14 protein-coding genes are annotated in these 18811 nt (G+C 44.8%); 9 read left to right on the top strand and 5 right to left on the bottom strand.

The genetic code is table 11. From position 1 onward, the window contains the following. Window positions 1-11: 11 nt before the first annotated feature. Window positions 12-494, bottom strand: coding sequence for a VOC family protein (locus AC2VDX_RS14660; RefSeq protein ID WP_378182144.1), 483 nt, complete (start codon window positions 492-494; stop codon window positions 12-14). Between the two features lie 80 nt (window positions 495-574). Here AC2VDX_RS14660 and AC2VDX_RS14655 point away from each other — a divergent pair, with 80 nt between their 5' ends. The 4 genes from AC2VDX_RS14655 to AC2VDX_RS14640 all read left to right on the top strand — a co-directional run bounded on the left by AC2VDX_RS14655 (window position 575) and on the right by AC2VDX_RS14640 (window position 3041). After that, window positions 575-1069, top strand: coding sequence for a DUF4385 domain-containing protein (locus AC2VDX_RS14655; protein ID WP_378182147.1), 495 nt, complete (start codon window positions 575-577; stop codon window positions 1067-1069). A gap of 272 nt (window positions 1070-1341) precedes the next feature. Then, window positions 1342-2229 carry a hypothetical protein gene (locus AC2VDX_RS14650; RefSeq protein ID WP_378182150.1) on the top strand — a complete coding sequence of 296 codons (888 nt, stop codon included), beginning with the start codon at window positions 1342-1344 and terminating at the stop codon, window positions 2227-2229. A gap of 135 nt (window positions 2230-2364) precedes the next feature. Then, window positions 2365-2682: a hypothetical protein gene (locus AC2VDX_RS14645; RefSeq protein WP_378182153.1), complete on the top strand. Its 318-nt coding sequence runs from the start codon at window positions 2365-2367 to the stop codon at window positions 2680-2682. Continuing rightward, complete coding sequence (locus tag AC2VDX_RS14640) at window positions 2679-3041, top strand: aspartyl protease (protein WP_378182156.1); 363 nt, start codon at window positions 2679-2681, stop codon at window positions 3039-3041. Before AC2VDX_RS14645 ends, AC2VDX_RS14640 begins: the two co-directional genes overlap by 4 nt. A 386-nt stretch (window positions 3042-3427) precedes the next feature. On the opposite strand, the gene AC2VDX_RS14635 is transcribed toward AC2VDX_RS14640, so the two are convergent. Both AC2VDX_RS14635 and AC2VDX_RS14630 read right to left on the bottom strand, forming a co-directional pair. Beyond that, window positions 3428-3922: a DUF6615 family protein gene (locus AC2VDX_RS14635; protein ID WP_378182159.1), complete on the bottom strand. Its 495-nt coding sequence runs from the start codon at window positions 3920-3922 to the stop codon at window positions 3428-3430. Between the two features lie 26 nt (window positions 3923-3948). Beyond that, window positions 3949-4557 carry a Uma2 family endonuclease gene (locus tag AC2VDX_RS14630; protein ID WP_378182162.1) on the bottom strand — a complete coding sequence of 203 codons (609 nt, stop codon included), beginning with the start codon at window positions 4555-4557 and terminating at the stop codon, window positions 3949-3951. A 101-nt stretch (window positions 4558-4658) separates the two neighbouring features. Here AC2VDX_RS14630 and AC2VDX_RS14625 point away from each other — a divergent pair, with 101 nt between their 5' ends. Continuing rightward, window positions 4659-6914, top strand: a complete 2256-nt coding sequence (locus AC2VDX_RS14625) for a Tex family protein (RefSeq protein ID WP_378182165.1) — start codon at window positions 4659-4661, stop codon at window positions 6912-6914. Between the two features lie 197 nt (window positions 6915-7111). Here AC2VDX_RS14625 and AC2VDX_RS14620 read toward each other — a convergent pair whose 3' ends face one another. Continuing rightward, on the bottom strand, window positions 7112-7867 hold the full coding sequence (locus tag AC2VDX_RS14620) for a class I SAM-dependent methyltransferase (protein WP_378182168.1): 756 nt from the start codon (window positions 7865-7867) through the stop codon (window positions 7112-7114). A gap of 431 nt (window positions 7868-8298) precedes the next feature. On the opposite strand from AC2VDX_RS14620, the gene AC2VDX_RS14615 reads away from it, so the two are divergent. The 3 genes from AC2VDX_RS14615 (at window position 8299) to AC2VDX_RS14605 (ending at window position 12150) form a co-directional block, all read left to right on the top strand. Next, window positions 8299-9504 carry a hypothetical protein gene (locus AC2VDX_RS14615; protein WP_378182171.1) on the top strand — a complete coding sequence of 402 codons (1206 nt, stop codon included), beginning with the start codon at window positions 8299-8301 and terminating at the stop codon, window positions 9502-9504. 66 nt (window positions 9505-9570) lie between these two features. Beyond that, window positions 9571-11442 carry an iron uptake porin gene (locus tag AC2VDX_RS14610; RefSeq protein ID WP_378182174.1) on the top strand — a complete coding sequence of 624 codons (1872 nt, stop codon included), beginning with the start codon at window positions 9571-9573 and terminating at the stop codon, window positions 11440-11442. 498 nt (window positions 11443-11940) lie between these two features. Beyond that, window positions 11941-12150, top strand: coding sequence for a hypothetical protein (locus tag AC2VDX_RS14605; RefSeq protein ID WP_378182177.1), 210 nt, complete (start codon window positions 11941-11943; stop codon window positions 12148-12150). Between the two features lie 35 nt (window positions 12151-12185). Here AC2VDX_RS14605 and AC2VDX_RS14600 read toward each other — a convergent pair whose 3' ends face one another. Beyond that, on the bottom strand, window positions 12186-17444 hold the full coding sequence (locus tag AC2VDX_RS14600; RefSeq protein WP_378182180.1) for an nSTAND1 domain-containing NTPase: 5259 nt from the start codon (window positions 17442-17444) through the stop codon (window positions 12186-12188). Between the two features lie 957 nt (window positions 17445-18401). On the opposite strand from AC2VDX_RS14600, the gene AC2VDX_RS14595 reads away from it, so the two are divergent. Further along, window positions 18402-18569 (top strand): hypothetical protein, encoded by a 168-nt coding sequence (locus AC2VDX_RS14595; protein ID WP_378182183.1) that lies wholly within the window; start codon window positions 18402-18404, stop codon window positions 18567-18569. The last annotated feature ends 242 nt before the right edge of the window (window positions 18570-18811 follow it).

Here is an 18811-nt window from a genome sequence, read left to right as displayed (position 1 = left end):
GCACACTCCCATTAGATACTTTCCCCTTTAGTTTCTTCTGGATCGCAGCGAATTTCAACCAGGAATCCATCCGGGTCGTAAAAATAAATGCCTCGTCCGGTGGGACGGCTGACTGGGCCACGATCGATGGGCACTTGATTTTGTTTTAGCACCTCGACTGCCCGATCGAACAACTGCGGGTTGATGTCAAAGGCGAGGTGATTGGCGCGGGTAAAAGCGCGATCGGGGTCATTGTCTGGTGGTGGCAGATCCGGTTCCCAAAACAAGTCGAGGACGGTGCCATCGGGGGTGACAAAGTTGGTAACTTTGCCCGATGCTACAAGCGATCGCAGTGTGGTTGGCACTTCTTCACCCGTAAGTTCGTACAAACCCAGGATACCCCCGTAGAAGTGCCGGGAAGCTTGCAGATCGTGGACATTCAAGGCAATGTGGTGGACTCGACGCAGATCGCCTGGGGAAAGGGCAGTGTTGACGGATTGGAGGCTAGATAGCATGGCAGAAAGGACTCCTTTGGTTACTTTCGATAGAAGCCAGACTTTTTTCTTTAAGTCTATTATTTAAAATAAAAATTATCATGCCCTTTGATTACACTTTAGATTTTAAGGCAATCGATTTTCGCTCTTCTCCTGAACTTTATCGAGTTGGCAAGGGCGAACAGGGAGTGCTTTTGGTAGAACCCTACAAATCGGAAATCCTTCCCTACTGGCGCTTCAAAACTCCGGAAATTGCCAGAGAATCTAGCGAAAAAGTCTACCAGATGTTTCTAGATTACCTCGATCGAGATGATTTTGTCGGTGCGGATATGGCGCGGAAGTTTTTACAAATGGGTTATACGCGATCGCGCAGATATGCCAATCATAAAAGTGGCAGGAAATATAAGAGCAATCCTCAAAAAGAAACCTCTAAAGAAGCCCAACTTCAGGCAAGGAAAGATATTTTACCCCATGAAGTAGACCCAGTGAAAGCTGAATCGGCGGCAATCTTTAAAGAAAAATGGATGCAAGCCAAGATGAATGAGAAGTATCTACAGCTTTTAGCGAAGCATAAACAGATGTACGAGCCAGGATAAAATGAAAATAAATCCCGGCGAATATAATTCGCAACTCCACAAACAAAGTCTGTCGGCGCGGATTGTAGAGACACGAAATGAAAGCGTCTCTACAAATGGATTTAAAACCTACGTATGCAGTTTTTTTTCTGTTACAGGGCAATTTTATTTCCCCGAATGTAAAACTCAATCCCTTATGTCAGTTCAAATATTGACACACAATCAAACCAAATTTTTCGGAAACGCTTTTTATATTGGTGTTGTATACCATTAGTTTAGCAACAAGAATCAAAATGAGTAATAGCCGCAAATCAATGCTATTTTTTAGCTTATTCCTCACCATTTGGGGAACAATGTTCTATGGGCAACACGTCATAGCGATCGCTCAATCTTCAGAATCAACCCAGGCAGTCACAATATCACAATCATCACCCTTGGCACAGCTTTCTTCTAAATGCAGCTATGACAATAGAAAAACAGTGGAGACTGTGAAAAACCAAAAGGGCAAGGTGACACTAATTGGTGACACTTATGTCATTGTGAGTGAAGGAAACGATGGCACAAGATATGCCACTTGTAATCTTCCCGATGCCTTCAAAGCTGAAGGGAAAGCCATCGTATTTAGTGGTGAAGTAAAAGAAATCTATCCTACTGAACGTTGGGCAGCTACACCGTTTAAAATCACAGCGATCGCATCCAGCACTTCAACCCCAACTCCCACTACGTCTATTCAAAGTTTACCAAATGGTAACTACACCTTTTGTAGCAAACCACCTTCAGGCACCGGGGATCAGCAGGGTGTAGATTTAGGTCATTGTTATGTATTTAGTAAGAAAGGAAATCGCCTAGTCGGAAACCTCTACGATACCAAAACTTTTGGCGAAGTAACCGCCTGTGTTAGCGGCGCAGTTAATAAGAAAACTGTTAGCGGTCAAGCTATAGAATTGGTCGGAGATATTGGTCGGCAAAATCCACCGCCAAACTCCTCAGGCACTAAATTGGTTAATTGGGATAATCAAGGTTACTTGAAAGTTGCGAGAGCTACTGTAATGGGCAGAGTTAATAGCTCTGGCAGTAACAATGTCAGAAGGATTCGCTATCGTTCTGCTTTACTTAACTTAAATGGTTTTTATCGCCACAATCAACTTAAAAAAGCACCTACAAGCTGTTTAAACCGCTAAGAAAGGCTGCTGCTAAAAGTAAGCGATCGCTCTTTTGGAAAATACAAGCGATCGCTTTTATATATTTATTTAAAAATCTCTAAACTAAAGACTGAATTTATGATATTATTCCCATAAATATTAGCATATAAAAATATGACACAGCAACAATCTAAGCGCCAAGCACGACGCGGCAGAATATTCCCAGAACTTACCATATCTCCAGAAAAACGAGTTAAGAAAGAAGCTGAAGACCAAATATTTGACGAGCGTTGTCGATTGATTTTTGAGCGAGTTCGACCTGAATTGATTAAAGACCACTACAACTGGTTTATCATCATTGAACCTGACAGTGAGGACTACTTTATCGCACAAGATAGCATGGCTGCTTTACAAATAGCACTTGAGAAACACCCGCAAGCTTTATTTTTTACTTTTCGCCTCAACGAGACAGGAGTTGCCGGACGGGTATGATCCAAGGCGAGTTTGATGAAATAGGTCAGTTATTTTTTGAAATTGATTTAATTGCTGCCAATGGCGAAATTTTACCGATAACGGCACTACTGGATACAGGTTCGACTCAGTGGCTAGCAATTAACGACCAGGATTTACAAGGTCTTGGATGGAGTCGCATCGGTAGACGCAAAATAGTAACTGCAATGGGTGAAACTACTCTCGATACCTACTTGGGAAAAGTGGTATTGGATGGAGAGGAATTTACCATTGAAGTCGTTGCTGGAGCTGCATTTAGGGAAAGTCTTATGGGTGCGCCTTGTTTAAGACAGCGGCGGTTAGTAGCGGATTTTACAGCAGGATTATTGACGCTGGGGTAAAGTTAATATCCCTTATTTCTGCAACTTTTATAAAGTTTTGTCTAGGTTGACAGGGTAAAAGCGAGCGAGAGATTACCTCAAGCTTCATTATCAACTTTAATAATCAGGATTCGTTTCGGATAAATTTCAAGTTGACGGTTATAAAAATCATTTGAGAGTTCTATCATATTTCCTTCTCTAGCTTCTTCTCTAGCTTCCTGGCTGAAGAATGAAGGGAGTGTATCATACGAATAAACATCGGCATATATACCATTTGCAAGAGGATGTAGTTCACCATGACACGCGGAGAGTATTAACGGACATTTAACTAAGCAGCGCCAAGGCAAAACCGGCTCATGGGAATGCACAAATTGAAACGTTTTTTTTTCTCCGGATTCAAATGCCTTTCAAATAACATCTACAGGCACAACTGTACATCCGAACTGAAATTTATCATAGTTAAGATTACAATGCCAGTATTTTTGAAGGTTATTATCATCAATAAAATTGTATAAGCAGTAAAGCGGAATACAATTGTTCCCCTGGGCATAACTCTCAAGGATGTCAATTTGAAATCTTTTTTGGTGAAATTTTCCAATTTTATGTCTAAGTTTTCCATATTTTTGGTCAATATCAACTTTTTTAGCTTGGACTGCATAACGCCACCAACCTCTCTGGTCAGAGCCTATCCACCATTCCCAATCTATGCCAGTTTGTGACTCTGTTCCTTTATTGATTTTTGGTATAAAAACTTCGCAAAGTCTAGCACGTTTTAAGTCAAGAATATTGATATCAGTAATAGTCTCTTCTCCTTGACGGCAGCCCAACTTTTCACCAAATTGGATTCGCTCCCAAGTCGCCTTAGCCAACTCTTCAAAAATTTGGACAGCTAAAATAGTCATTCTTAACTCCCTTAAACTGCTATTTACTAATTATTAACACGAATTTCCTTAATAAACTCTGTCATTGCTTGTGTCATATTCTTCTCCCGCAAATGAATCAGGCTACACCGCAACAACAAAGCTAGATTTAAATCGGGGAAAAACTCACTTTGGGCAATTTGCTCATACTCTTGTTCTTGCAAGCGATAGAGAAAAAGCTGTTCATTTTCCCAAAACCAAACTTCTCTAACCCCAAACCGCTTATATTTCTCTAGTTTTTTAGTATTCCCACTGGTATAGACTACTTCAATGGCTAAATCTGGGTAGTCTTTGCCCTCAGTTCCTCCCACATAATAGGAAAGATCCGGTTCCACTGAAGCGCTTTCCACAGCTTCAAGGGTGACACTACCAGTGCCATAAACGTTTATTCCGATTTCAGCAAAGTAGAGCGCTAACAGCACTCCTAAGATAGTGCTGACAACTTCATGGGGTTCACGAATAGTCATAAGCTCAAAAGTTCCATCGAGGTAGGAGAGGCGAACGCCTGGAACATCCTCAAAACTGGCTTGAATTGTTTTAAATTGCTGCCAAGTTAGACCATGCCGGACAAATTGCTCTGGCTGTGGGGTAGATTTGTCTAGGAGTGGTGTAGTCATGGTGGCTGCTGAAAGAGCGGATACCTACTTGCTTTAGACGAGCGATACTATCTTAGTTAGTCTCAGCTTATCCTTGGAAAGGCAGACTGAACTCACACGCTATGCTGAACATTCCTCAACTACTGGCACAAGAGCTTTCCCTCAAACCTTCTCAGGTGCAAAGTGCGCTGGAACTTTTCGCTGAGGGGTCAACCATTCCCTTTATTGCTCGTTATCGGAAAGAGCGGACTGGCACAATGGACGAAATCCAGCTTCGCAACCTGTCGGAGCGATTTACATACCTGACGGAGCTGGAAGAGCGCAAGGCGGCGATACTGGAAGCGATCGCATCCCAAGGTAAACTTACCGATGAGCTGAAAGCTAAAATCGAATCCTCTGTGCAAAAAACCGAACTAGAGGATCTTTATCTACCCTACAAACCGAAGCGACGGACACGCGCCACCATCGCTAGGGAAAAAGGACTGGAACCCCTGGCAGAGTTTATCAAGTCGCTGAACAATCGCACTGCTAAGCCTGCATCCCTGGAAGAAGAGGCGGCAAAGTATATTTCTGAAGGAAAGGGAGTGAAGACGGTGGAGGAGGCGCTCAAAGGTGCTTCTGACATTCTGGCGGAAGCGGTGTCAGAGAAGGCTGAGGTGCGATCGCATTTACGCGACTATTTGATGAACGAAGGGGTATTTGTCTCGCACATCAAAGATAATCATCCCGAAGGTTCTACCAAATTTGAGATGTACCGAAATTTCCAGGCTTCGGTGAAAAATATTGCGCCGCACAACTTGCTGGCACTGCTGCGAGGGGAGACGGAGGAAGTGTTGAACTTAGAACTCTCCTTCGATGAAGAAGTTGTACTGTCCTATTTAGAGTCGCAGGAAATTCAAACGAAAGTCCCGGCGGTGAGAGATTTTTATCGGGGAATGCTCAAAGATGCCTTCAACCGTTTGATGAAAGCTTCCCTGATTAGCGAAGTGCGTGCTGATAGAAAAGCTTATGCAGATGTCGAGTCGATTAAGACATTTGAAAACAATTTGCGGGAGTTGCTGCTGTCGAGTCCAGCGGGGATGAAGCCAACGCTGGCAATCGATCCGGGATTTCGGACTGGCTGCAAAGTTGCCGTTCTTGATGAGACGGGACAATTTTTAGAATACCAGGCTGTCTTTCCCCATCAAGCAGCCGAGCAGCGATTGAAGGCTGCCAGCACTCTCAAGAAATTGATTGAAAAGTACAATATTCAACTGATAGCTATCGGCAATGGTACCGCCGGACGAGAGACGGATGAGTTCGTTGCAGAAATTCTCAAGACGATGGATCGCAAACCGATTAAAGTAATTGTGAATGAGTCGGGAGCATCGATTTATTCTGCTAGTGATGTAGCGATCGCAGAATTTCCCGATCTTGATATTACCGTTCGCGGTGCTATCAGCATCGGTCGTCGCTTGCAAGATCCCTTAGCCGAACTCGTCAAAATTGACCCCAAATCGATTGGCGTCGGACAGTACCAACACGATGTCGATCAAAAATTACTGAAAACGAAGCTAGATGAGACGGTAGAAAGTTGCGTGAACTATGTCGGCGTGGATTTGAACACCGCCTCGAAGGAACTTTTGACCGTTGTTTCCGGGATGACTCCAACGGTTGCCAAAAATATCATCACCTATCGCAACAAGCAGGGTGCATTCAAAAACCGCAGGGAACTTATGAAAGTACCAAAATTAGGTCCAAAAGCCTTTGAACAGGCGGCTGGTTTCTTGCGGATTCGCGCTGGCGAAAATCCTTTGGATAATACAGCCGTGCATCCTGAGAGTTATGGGGTTGTACAAGCGATCGCTAAAGATTTAAATGTGCCGTTGGAGCAAATTACGCAGGTTGCAGAAAAACTCAAGTCAACAAACTTGAAGAAATACGTCACCGATACCGTCGGCGAACCGACGCTGCGCGATATTATCAACGAACTGGAAAAACCGGGAAGAGATCCCCGCGCCGAGTTTAAGTATGCCACTTTTAGAGAGGGAGTCAAAGAAATAAGGGATCTCCAAATTGGCATGGAACTGGAAGGTATTGTGACAAATGTCGCCAACTTTGGCGCGTTTGTCGATATCGGCGTTCACCAAGATGGTTTGGTGCATATTTCGCAACTCTCTGACCGATTTGTAGACGATCCAAAGCAAATTGTCAAAGTAGGACAAGTCGTGAAAGTGCGAGTGCTGGAAGTCAACGAGCAATTGAAACGCATTAGTTTGTCGATGAAATCAGCAGGCGAGGTAAGCGGTGGAAGTAGTGTCAAAAAAACAAGCGATCGCACCCAGCAAAAATCACCCACACTGAACGATTTAAAAACGAAGTTTGGTAGAAAATCGTAAGCTTCCAACTTCCTCGATCGATCCCCCCAACCCCCCTTAAAAAGGGGGTTAGCGGGATAAAATATATAGCAATCCTAACTGATTTGTATAATTCGTATTTCTTTTCTCTGCGTCCTTGGCGTCCTCTGCGGTTCGTTAAAAAAGACTATTTCACAAATCAAGTAGGATTGCTATAGCAGCAGAAGCCCAAAATTATATTATCCCTCCAACTTCTGAAACACCATCAAATGCTGCTGAGGTAAAAAGCTTTTCGTTTCCACCCATTGCAAACCCACCGCCGACATTTCTTTACGCACTTGCTTCTGAGTCATTTTGTGCAGCGCTTTGATCAAAATAAACGGATTTTCACCACGATACTCAACTAAAACTACACGTCCACCTGGTTTAAGCGCCTTCACAAGTGCTTCCATCACTTCTCTGGGATACTCAAATTCGTGATAGGCATCCACCATTAACGCTAAATCAACACTTGCTGTCGGCAGATTCGGGTCTTTAATGCTAGCTAAAATCGGCTCAACATTCGTAATATTTTCCTCCTTTTTCATAAAATTAATCATATCGAGCATCTCCGGCTGAACATCCACCGCCAGCACCTTTCCTTGTGGCACGAGGGGAGCAATGCGAAAGCTCATGTATCCTGTCCCGGCTCCGATATCTGCCACAATATCAGTGGGTTTCAAGTCGAGGGCATTCACCACTTTAGAAGGTCGCTCCTCAGCTTCTCGACTCGGTCGTTCCAGCCAAAATGCTCCCTCATGTCCCATCACTTTGGCGATTTCTCGACCCATGTAAAACTTGCCAATCCCTTCTGAGCTATGGTTGCGCCGTTCCTGATAAATAGCGTTATCAGAAGCAATTGTATTCGCTAGTCCCGTGTCAGCAGGATTGAGCAAGAAACCGCCTATAATTACCAAAACAATCCCTGCTACACGTAATCTTTTCAAAGTTTCCATCCTTGCTTTACCTGAATATGCCTCAGCCTTGTGCTATTTGCTCAATTTAGCACCCAGACAGTCAGGAGCATATCATTCGATTCTTTAAAATCTTCCGAATTCCCGAAGAAACGGCTGTATGAAGAATTGGATGTATTAGGAAGTAGTCGGTGATGCGTAAGCGTTGCGGCTGCGAGAGCAGCATCGCGTTCATCTACAGAGAATATTTGTATAAACAATTACAATAATATCTTGAGTAAGAGCGGAAGCGATGTATTCTCTATTTGTTAAAGAAGTTTAACTTTTTAACTGAGTATTTGGAAAACTTTTAGTAGTTTTTCCATTGCAATTACTCAGTAGTTGTAGGGTAAAAATACTCATAATTTGCGTATTTAGTAGGCATTACCCACCTTACTTAGCCGACCTAAATTCATCATTCAAGGTATGCAACGATGGCAAGACAGATTTGGTCATTAAGTCTAAGTTTAATTATTAGCAGTCTCCTAGGGCTGTCTGGAATGGCTCCGGGACTGGCTCAGCAAGATGAACTCACCCGTGCTGAAGTTTACAAACTGTTAAATAATGTCCAACTATTCTTAAGAAACAAGCCAGCCCGACCTGCCAAAAAAGCGGATATATTAGCGCCTAGAGATGCCCTAAGGACTGCGGCGCGTGCGAGAGCGGAACTACTCTTTAATGAAGGTTCTTTGGCGCGAATCGATCAGAGTACCACCTTCCTATTTAAGCCAGGTCTGCGCCGCTTTCAACTCACAAATCGCGTTGCTACTGAAACAGTATTACAACTGAAAGATGGCATTGCTTTAGTGATTAATCCACCCGGAAGTGCAGTGACGACTGTGGAAACGCCAACCAGTACAATCCAGCTTCAGTCGTTAGCAACCTCAGCAACCCCCGCTGCACCACTGTCACCATCGCAGGGTAGCAGTGCAGTCATGGTCGTGTACAACGCTGCTACTAACACGGCACAACATTTTGCCCTCACTGATGGTGTAACAATAGCGACTCCTACAGGCAGCAATCCCGTTTCCTTGAAAGGGGGGCAGGTTGTAGTCGCCTCAGCGGGCGGGGTGGGACAGCCAGTAGAATTTGACCTTCAGGGGTTTTATAGCACGATTACGCTAGCAGCAGGTCTGGGGCCGGGGCAAGAAAGTATCGTTGCTCAAGAGTCTTATGCGGTTCAGCAGACACTCAATATTGTTCGGATTAGTACGTTGGCAGCAGTCAGAAATCAAGCGAGAAGAATCAGTAGTTTTGAAACAACTTTCTTAAGAGATGCCCTGACTGGTGGGGATAGCAATTTCGATGGACAAAAAGGAAAAACATCCGTTTTGATTTTCAACCCAAGCGTCACTACTGGAGTTTTCACAAGAACGGGTGAAAATACTGCTACTTTTACGGCTACTAATGGAACAGTCAGCAGCATTAGTGTAGATTTCGATACCCAATCCACCACAATTAATAACAATGCTGGTGTCTCTAATTCGGTTGGTTTGAGTGGCAATAATGCATCTGCCACAGTTATCAATGCTAATGGTACAGTCACTAAAATTCAGGTTTTTGGTGTAGGAGGGAAAGAACCTAATGTCGGCAGTTCTTTTCCGGGAACGCTGACAACTGGGATTGCACCTGATAGATAACTAATTTTCAGCAGATTATCAGGGCAGAGAAATTTGCGTTTCTATTAACAGGTGTGAGGTAAAATTGTGGACACTAAAGATTTTTTATTCTTATTCGGAGTATCAGCTTTATTTTTATCTAAACCAGCGATCGCGGCAAATCCGACTGATGGACTAATCCCACTTGGAGATTCTCCAGCAACCGAGGAAAATGAGCGGCGGATTACACCCTTAGTATTGCCGCAGAGTGGTGTATCCAGCGCTCCAGAACAGTCTTCTCGCGTCTCCTCATCACGAACGCCTAAAAGCGAACCGGTTCAACCGATTGATATTGCAGACAATACTCCTGTAACTGCAAGCTCAATTTCATCTGGCGCTGACGAAATACGCACCGACGAAATCGTGCAGGCGACTTCAGAAGAAGCGATCGCGCCGAATGCTACCGATCCAGTCTCACCCGATCTTCTCACTCAGAATGAGGTACAGGAGCCGGAACCAGGTTCGCCTGACAGCAGCATGGAGCAGGTGACACCCGTATTTCAACTGTCGGATGTGCAACCGAGTGACTGGGCGTATCAGGCATTGCGATCGCTTGTAGAACGTTATGGCGCAATCTCTGGTTATCCAGATGGCACTTTTCGGGGAAACCGTGCCTTAAGTCGCTATGAATTTGCGGCTGGATTGAATGCAACCTTGGAAAAAATTCGAGAAATAACTGCTTCTAGTTTAATCGACAAAGTCCGTAAAGAAGACTTAGAAACACTGCAAAAACTCCAAACAGATTTTGCGACTGAACTCGCTACTTTACGAGGTCGTATCGATAATCTGGAAGCTCGAACTACTTTCTTAGAAGCGCACCAGTTTTCTACAACTACAGTTCTGGGGGGAGAAGTCATCTTAGGATTGCAAACAGCTGCTGGAGGCGACCCTCCCGGAAGAGGAGAAAGTAACACCGTTCTCACTCATCTGACACAATTGCAACTCCTTTCTTCTTTCACAGGTAAAGATGTACTGCGATTAGGATTAGCAACGGGTAATTTTGCTAATCGTGGCTTTACAAATTTTGAGTCGCTCAACACCAATATGGCTCTGCTTTCTTATCAAGCAGATTTGGACAATCAGATTGAGCTGAATTCGCTGGAATATCGATTTGCTGGTTTTGGCGATCGCGTTGTTTTTACCCTGAAACCTGTCGGCTTTAGCTTAAGCAGTGTTCTCAGTCTTAATACCCCTTACTCTGATGCTGGACAGGGAGCCATTTCGCGTTTTGCGGGAGGAAATCCCGTTTTTAAAATTGGGAATTTGGATGCTGGGGTAGGCTTTGATTGGTTGCTTTCAAATAAAGTTCGCTTGCAATTTGCCTATGGCACCAGAAATGCTAATAATGGCGAAGAAGGTTTATTTAAATCGGAGCATAGTGCTTTGGGAATACAGCTTTTACTTAAGCCCAGCTCCAGCATCATCACTGGTTTAGCTTATGTAAATGCCTATTCCAGCGATGGTCGATTAGATACTTTTACAGGTAGCAATAATGCCGATGTTTCTGGGGGTTTCAATGAGCCTTCCCAAATTCATGCTGTCAGCGCTACTTTCCAATGGCGATTGAATCCTAACATTACCTTTGGGACTTGGGGCGGTGCAATTTTAACCAATTCTCTAAAATCAGATGCACTGGCTTTAACCACCACTTACCTTTTTTCTTTAGGCTTCTCCGATCCATTTGGCAGACAAGGAGATTTGCTAGCTTTTCTAGTTGGTCAACCGCCGAGGCTGAATGCAGGTCTTCTAATTGAGGACGTAGATGATGGAAATTCCTTGCATTACGAGGTTTTTTATCGCTTTCGCGTCAGTGATAATCTATCCATAACTCCAGGCTTTTTTATCGTTACTGACCCCGGACACATTTCCAGAAATAACGATATTTTTGTAGGAGCAATTCGTACTACTTTTAGCTTTTAGTTATCAGTTGCATATAGCAGTCCTAAATGATTCGTGAAGGCGATATCCTAGGGCAACTCTTACGAAGTCGGGGATCTGAACCAATACGGTTCGGTTAAAAATAATTGTAGGTTGGGTTGAGGAACGAAACCCAACAAATGCTTATGTTTTGTTGGGTTTCGTTCCTCAACCCAACCTACGCGAACTTTGGTGTTTTTGGCTTTACATTCTCTCAGCAAAGGTATATTTGCCAAAGTTGGGTTTCGTTCCTCAACCCAACCTACGCGAACTACGCGAACCTTGGTGTTTTTCACTCTACATTCTCTCAGCAGAGGTATATTTGCCTACGCGAACCTTGGTGTTTTTGGCTCTACATTCTCTCAGTAAAGGTATATTTGCCAAAGTGGGATGCTCCCTTCAGTAACTTTGTCTATCTTCTGACAATGCATATCTCCTGAGAAACCAACCTATTAATCATTACGGCTCAAGTGAGCTACTGTTTCTCGCTCGGAGGGAGCCATGAAAACAAAATATTTCTCCCTTGTATTTACTTCCTTACTGACTTTAGGGCTAATTGCTTCAGTTAATCCATCTGTTCAAGCCAACTCAGATCCTTCTCAAAATAATACCGCCAAAACCGCTTTCAGCATTACTACTGAAACGCCCCAAGCATACAACCCACCGGATCGGGGATATCCGGAACGTCGAGAAGGTGCAGGTAGCTACTAAGGGGGCTGATTAAAAAGAAAACGTTGAGTAAAGTGTTACGTCGGATTGCATAGATGAGATTCGCTCCGATTCACATTTTGATTAGTTTTCAGATAATCACGCAAGCGATCGCATCCTCGCGTCAGTAAGTTATCTAAATCCAAATTCCATAACCTGACGCCGCTATCTTCACTTCCACTAATCAATGTGCCATCTGGACTAAAACTGATGCTACTAATCTTTCCGGAATGTCCAAGAAGTGTTTTGATCGGGGTGGCATCGGCAATATTCCAAAGTTTAATCGTGTTATCAGCACTGCCCGAAACCAACACTCGTCCATCTCGACTGAAACTAATACTTGTCACTCCGTCACTATGTCCTGCAAGCGTATTGATCGGGGTGCCGTCTGCGACTTTCCAAAGCTTAATCGTGTTGTCCCAACTTGCGGTTGCAAGAATTTTGCCATCGGGACTGAAGGCAACAGATGAAATTGCTAAGCCATGCCCCTGCAAATTTTTTACAGGCATTCCTTCTGCATTTTTTTTAGTTCCTATATTCCATAGTTTCACAGTATTATCAGCGCTGCCAGAAGCCAGAAATTGGCTATCAGGACTGAAACTGACACTGTTTACCGCATCGCTATGTCCCCTTAATGTTTGGATTAATGTGCCATCTGCTACACGCCACAGCTTGATCTTTTGGTCGGCACTACCAGAAGCCAACAGTTGACCATCCTGACTGAAACTGATGCTAGTCACCCCATCAGTATGTCCTGTCAATGTTTGAATTAAAGTCCCATCGCGCCACAGCTTAATTGTTTTATCAGCACTGGCAGAAGCCAGTAGGGGCGAGGTTTTCCCACCTTTACTATCAGGACTCCAAGCGACAGCGGTAATGGTAGATTGATGTCCGCTCAGGGTTTTAATTAACGCTTTCCCGGTGATGCCATCTCGACGCCAAAGTTGGATTGTTTCATCCCAACCCGCAGCAGCAAACATCTTGCCATCGGGACTGAAACTCACACTATAAACGCCACCCTCGGATGTTGTTTTCATATTATTAATGGTCCAGATTCTAACAGTTTTGTCTGCACCAGCAGAAGCCAATAGGGGCGTATCCCGCTTCTTAGCATCAGGACTAAAACTTACACTCAAAACTTCTGCGCCATGCGCTTTTATGGTTTTTACAAGTGTTGCTTCTGGACTAGATTTAGTATCTATGCTCCACATTTTTACGGTACCATCAGCACTAGCAGAAGCTAAGAGTTGACCGTCGGCGCTAAAACTAATGCTATTGACTTGATTAGTGTGACCTTCAATAGTTTGCAATAATTTGCCGTCAGCATTCCAAAGCTTTATCGTGTTGTCACCACTGGCAGAGGCGAGGATATTTTGAGAGGAGAACGCGACATGAGTAACGCGATCGCTATGTCCTGTAAAACTTTTAATTAACGTGCCATCGCTGCGCCACAGTTTGATTGTTTTATCTTCACCGGCAGAAGCGAGAATCTTGCCATCTGGACTAAAACTCACACCCCAAACCCAACCAGCGTGTCCGTTCAATGTTTTGAATAAAGTGCCATCAAGACGCCACAGTTTCACCGTTTTGTCACGGCTAGCAGATGCTAAAAACTGACCATCTGGGCTAAAACTGATACTTGTTACCCAATCTCCATGTCCGGTGAATGTTTGCAGTAATGTGCCATCAAGACGCCAGAGTTTGATAGTTTTATCGGCGCTAGCAGAAGCAATCAAATTACCATCTAGGCTAAAAGCGACACTGATAACCCTCTCTTTGTGTTCTAAAGATTTGATTAACGTGCCATCTCGACGCCAAAGCTTCACCGTATTGTCATCGCTAGCAGAAGCCAGAAAATTCCCATCGGGACTGAAAGTAACGCTATTCACTTTTTGAGTGTGTTGCTGCAAGCGATCGCTCTCTTGCGTTTCCTCAACCGCTTGTCCTAAAGTCGCTACCGTTCTCACTTTGGTAACTTCAGGTGCAGAAATTTGCTTGAGTTGTTGCCCCGCTTTAACACCGGCAATCAACGCTTCTAATTGCTGATTTGATAATAAAAGTGCTTCCGATGATGCATTTAATGCCTCAATTTCCCGCACCTGCGCCGCTTGTTTTTGCCCAAAAGCCAAGCCGCCGAAACCAAAAGCAGCAAGTCCTAAGACACTAATCGCTACAACAGCAGCTTGAGCCTGTCTCAGTCTTCTTTTTGCCTGTAATTGTTGCTGATGTCTTTCTTCTAGACAAGCTTCAATAAATCGCTGTACATCTGAAGATAACTCATCCGTGTACTTGATATAAATTTCTTCGGCTTCCGCTAGCCGGACTCCTCGCAGTAAAAAATCAGATTGTTGACCACTTTGCTGCCATATTTGAGCTGCTTGCTCAATCTGGCGTTCTTGTCGCAATCGCTCCCGATTTTCCTCCAACCACCAGCGCAATGTTGACCAGTGGCGGATTAAAATTTCATGGGCAACTTCTACAGTTACTTCCTGTTTCAATAATTGTAAAGAAGTTGCATCTAAAGTCTCTGGTGCTTCGCCCCGACTTTGCGCGATCGCATCCGCATCGTCCTCCAAGTCGATCGCAACCAGCTTGGCATTCGTCAAGACTTGCAGCGTTCTCTCCACTAAGATTGCTGGATATTTCTCCACCACTAAATCTGATTTAAATACCCGCCGTCGAGTATCTTCTGTTCCTTCTCCCAGCTGAGTTAACGACAAGAAAATCCAGCGAGCGCAACCTTGAGCCTCCGGGTCTAAACTATCGTAAACTGCTTGTGCTTTTCGCTCTAAAGCTCCTTTGAGTCCACCAATTTTCTGAAAATAAGCTTGTAGCGTTAATTCACCCGCATGACGGTGTTCCCACAACTGCTCTAAAACAAATTCTAGTAAAGGTAAATCGCCTGCACTCGCGTGGGGGGAACCGCTGCCATACAACTCCTGACATAAAACTTCAACCAAATCTGCTTCTACTTTTAAGCCGACTTTTTCCGCTGGATTAACAATAACGCGGCGATAGTCGTCCTCCGTTAAACCGGGTGGAACCAATACGCTCGACTGCTGTAAAATTTTTGCGAGTGCCGGGACTTCTAAACAAGCGGCGATGAAGTCTACCCGCAACGTGAGGATCAGCTTAAAGCGATCGCCTGCATAGTTCACCGCCCCCATCACCAATTCTAAAAAGCGCTCTGTGTCTTCGGTTGGAGCCAGCGTGAATAATTCCTCAAACTGATCCACCACCAAAACTACCATTGGCTCAGTTCGGCTACGCACCCAGTAAACAAAGCCTTCTACCCCCTGATACAACATTCCTTCTAGTTGCTGTTGTTGGTAGGCTTTTTCCCTGTCCGTACCGGGATCGACCAGCCGCCGCGCCAAATTTTCCAGGGGACGTGCGCCTGGTATTAGCTGCCGAATCCACCAGCGATCGCTTCCAGGTAGCTGTTTACCCTGCCGCAACTGAGCGATTAATCCCGCCTGCACCACCGAAGATTTACCGCTGCCAGAAGCGCCGACAACCGCCAAAAACGATCGGTGTGCCAGGTGGTTAATCAGTTGCTGCGTTAAATTTTCTCGACCGTAAAAGTATTGTGCATCTTCTTCCCCGAATGCTCTCAACCCCCGGTAAGGGCAGAGTCCTAAATCAAAACCTTCTGTTTGTTCAATGCCGCGCGATCGCGTATTTCCCGGAAAAACTTCAATGACGCCCTGTGCGCCTGATAGCCAAACCTGAAACGGAATGCCGCTTCCTGCCAAGGAAACTTGTAATTGAGTAATCCACCCGGCTGCTGTTAACCCAGTTGGTTGATTAGCTGCAACTAAAGTATCAAGTAAAGCTTGGGCGAATTGTTCTGGGGCATCCGTTGGAGCGATCGCGGCGATGATACACTGTCCTTGCTCTGAGCCAACTTGCAAATCTTCTACCCAATCTGAACAAGAGGATTGGTAATCTTCTCGGCTCCTCTGCTGGTATATCCCTTCCGGACAATCCAAAATGATAATGTGTTGAGTAACCGTAGAGTGACGTAGCTGTTGCCTCAACCAAGAACGACTCAGGCGAATATCATCTCCCAGTACCAACATCGCCTCCCCAGCTTCAGTTTCCTCAATGTGTCCGCGCAGATACAATAAAGCCGTTGTCGGTTCAGTTTCAAAGACAAAAGGCGATTCTCCGTTGGAGACACTACGCGATCGCAAGCACTTAGCGATCGCTTCCCGTACATCCGATCCATCAGTTCCCCGTCGAGACCAGTATTCCAATTCAAAGCCACCCGCACCGCGTAGCACCTTGCTCAACGCAAGAGTAATCTGATTGCTAGCCAGTCCCTCTACCACCAGTGCTTGTCGCGGATAGGGCGATGCCACACCCACGGGTTTAAGTCCCAGAATCAGTTCACCAACCCCTTCCACAATCCGCTTCGGCGTTTGTAGGGGATATTCTGGATGCAACTGACTTTCACCGCGACCGCGATGCTGCTGGTTAATCAACCGCAACTGCTGGTTCGTTTTATCTATATATTGCAGCGTCTGATAATAAACATATCGGTAAAGCCCATCCGCCTCAATGACGCCCTGTGCATCTGCCGCCTCACCCTGCAATCCCCGCATTAAATAGTAGGTAAACACCCCATGCCCTAATTCTGGAAACTCCCAGGATTGTTGCGCTTGATCGCAAGACAGCAAAGCATAGAACCCTTTACTTTTTTGCGCCCGTTGTCGCAAAACTTCCACAAGTTGGGGTGTCGGATTGGGCAATGATTCTGCTTGTTCTCCTCTCGCCCCCCATAATGTCATGCCACCACTATGACAAGCATCCAGCCACACTAGCTGCTGATGTGCGAGACTATTTCCCAACCCCTGCAACAGTTCCTGCAAAGATAAACCCGTACCGAGTAAATTGTCCTTCTGGGTATCGGCAAGACACAAAACCGCCTGCTGTCCGGACGCAGAAACTCCACCCCTAGACGGTTCTAGCATCCCGTGTCCCGAAAAATAAAACAGAATCGTATCCTGTGGTTTAGCCGCCGCCGCAATTTGCTGCAAACTGGTACGAACCGATGCCAACTGGGGCAACTGGGCGGCAAAATCGTGATGAATTCTCACTTCCTTTTGCGGAAATCCCTGAGTTGCGCCTGCCAACGCATCTGCCAATCCCTGACAATCCACTGCGGAGTAGCGCAGAGAAGGTAATCGCTCATCCCGGTATTGATTTACTCCCACCAATAGCAACCAAAGTTTCGCTTGCCCAGTTTCTAAGGCAAGCGTTGAGCGACTGGTACCAACGCTGACTGGAGACATTTTTTTAGGGATTGGTAATTAGAAAAAAGTTTTAGCTACTCGTGAAGGCGAGATCCCCGACTTTTCCAAGAAGTCGGGGATCTGAACCGCTGGCATCTCACGACTCAAATAGGATTGCTATAGATTCAGTTCTAGCACAGTCCGCTTTGTGGCTCAAGAAAACACCAACTGTGGCACTAATTGCAGTCATGACAACAAGCGATCGCGCAAGTATTTTTTTTTCTCCTGTAAATGATCGTGCATTCGGGTTTGAACCTCTTCATTCACTGAATAGGTTGACCTCTGTTGTTCTATGCAGAAAAATCGTAGGTTGGGTAGAGCGTAAGCGAAACGCAACAAACTGCTCAAAGGGAGCCAACACATCCGAGATTTGGATAGTCTTTCAGGGTTGACCTCTGTTGTTCTATGCAGTTTGAGCTAGGATGCTATCAGGAAAATTTTTAAATTTGCAATAATTATAAATAAAAACAGCTTCCCCGACATGAGGAGAAGCTGCGATTCAGATGAAACGTTTTATTTGCTTACATGAACGATGTTTTCCTAACGGAGTACAGGTGAGATCGTTAAGTTTTACCCCAATATCCGATTGCCCACCCCTGCTGAATTCCGCTGAGGATTTAATGGAACCTAACCCGGCTAGCACCTCCTCTGTGTCTACCATTGGGTGCGCTTCGGTCTGCTGGTGCAGGTGCGACGAAACACGCGGATGAGCTTTCTGGTTTGGCAATTTGTGTCTGTCTTTCCGCAGCACAAGTAAAGTCTTGAGGTGCTGCAATTGGATTTACTAAACCTATAGCCAATGCTGTACTAGAAGCCACGATTAGGTAACGTTTCAACATAGCAGAAATACTCTAGCAATAACGCTGTTTTGCTTTAAAACCCTTTCCTTAACTACATAGGTTTGGCTTGCTTTTTGTATGCACTGTCCTGATTCACCCGTTCAGGCTAATCAGGACAGTGCAATTGTTAGCACGGATGCGCGTAGGACGGAGTCTGGCGCGAAGCGATCGCTTTGAGCCATACTTGGATTTCTTTGTAGCTACAGAAACCTTCTGGATATGCGTAATTCTTCTCGTAGTTTGGCTTCTACTGGCGGGGGGAATTCCTTTTTTCGTCCTGGGCTGATTTGGATATTTAATAGTTGTGCTAACCTGCTCAGTATTCCCAAAAGCCATCAGGATACCTATGCAGCATTATTTTCGGTAATCTATATTAGCTAGGATGCTATTAGGGAAATTTAAACTTTATTTTAAAGACTTAGAAATAAAAACAGCTTCTCCAACATGAGGAGAAGCTGCGATTCATAGGAAATATTTTTACTAATTTAGATTGACGGTTTTTTCCGAACAAAGTACAGGTGATAACGT

The organism is Coleofasciculus sp. H7-1 (assembly GCF_057473865.1).
The sequence above is the reverse complement of the archived record's forward strand: the minus strand, read 5'-3'. Positions and strand labels throughout refer to the sequence as shown.

Excerpts from the sequence above, each read along its gene's own strand:
- AC2VDX_RS14625 (WP_378182165.1), top strand. The coding sequence starts at position 4,659 with ATGCTGAACATTCCTCAACTACTGGCACAAGAGCTTTCCCTCAAACCT.
- AC2VDX_RS14615 (WP_378182171.1), top strand. The coding sequence starts at position 8,299 with ATGGCAAGACAGATTTGGTCATTAAGTCTAAGTTTAATTATTAGCAGT.
- AC2VDX_RS14650 (WP_378182150.1), top strand. The coding sequence starts at position 1,342 with ATGAGTAATAGCCGCAAATCAATGCTATTTTTTAGCTTATTCCTCACC.
- AC2VDX_RS14655 (WP_378182147.1), top strand. The coding sequence starts at position 575 with ATGCCCTTTGATTACACTTTAGATTTTAAGGCAATCGATTTTCGCTCT.
- AC2VDX_RS14645 (WP_378182153.1), top strand. The coding sequence starts at position 2,365 with ATGACACAGCAACAATCTAAGCGCCAAGCACGACGCGGCAGAATATTC.
- AC2VDX_RS14660 (WP_378182144.1), bottom strand. The coding sequence starts at position 494 with ATGCTATCTAGCCTCCAATCCGTCAACACTGCCCTTTCCCCAGGCGAT.
- AC2VDX_RS14635 (WP_378182159.1), bottom strand. The coding sequence starts at position 3,922 with ATGACTATTTTAGCTGTCCAAATTTTTGAAGAGTTGGCTAAGGCGACT.
- AC2VDX_RS14630 (WP_378182162.1), bottom strand. The coding sequence starts at position 4,557 with ATGACTACACCACTCCTAGACAAATCTACCCCACAGCCAGAGCAATTT.
- AC2VDX_RS14605 (WP_378182177.1), top strand. The coding sequence starts at position 11,941 with ATGAAAACAAAATATTTCTCCCTTGTATTTACTTCCTTACTGACTTTA.
- AC2VDX_RS14640 (WP_378182156.1), top strand. The coding sequence starts at position 2,679 with ATGATCCAAGGCGAGTTTGATGAAATAGGTCAGTTATTTTTTGAAATT.
- AC2VDX_RS14600 (WP_378182180.1), bottom strand. The coding sequence starts at position 17,444 with ATGTCTCCAGTCAGCGTTGGTACCAGTCGCTCAACGCTTGCCTTAGAA.
- AC2VDX_RS14620 (WP_378182168.1), bottom strand. The coding sequence starts at position 7,867 with ATGGAAACTTTGAAAAGATTACGTGTAGCAGGGATTGTTTTGGTAATT.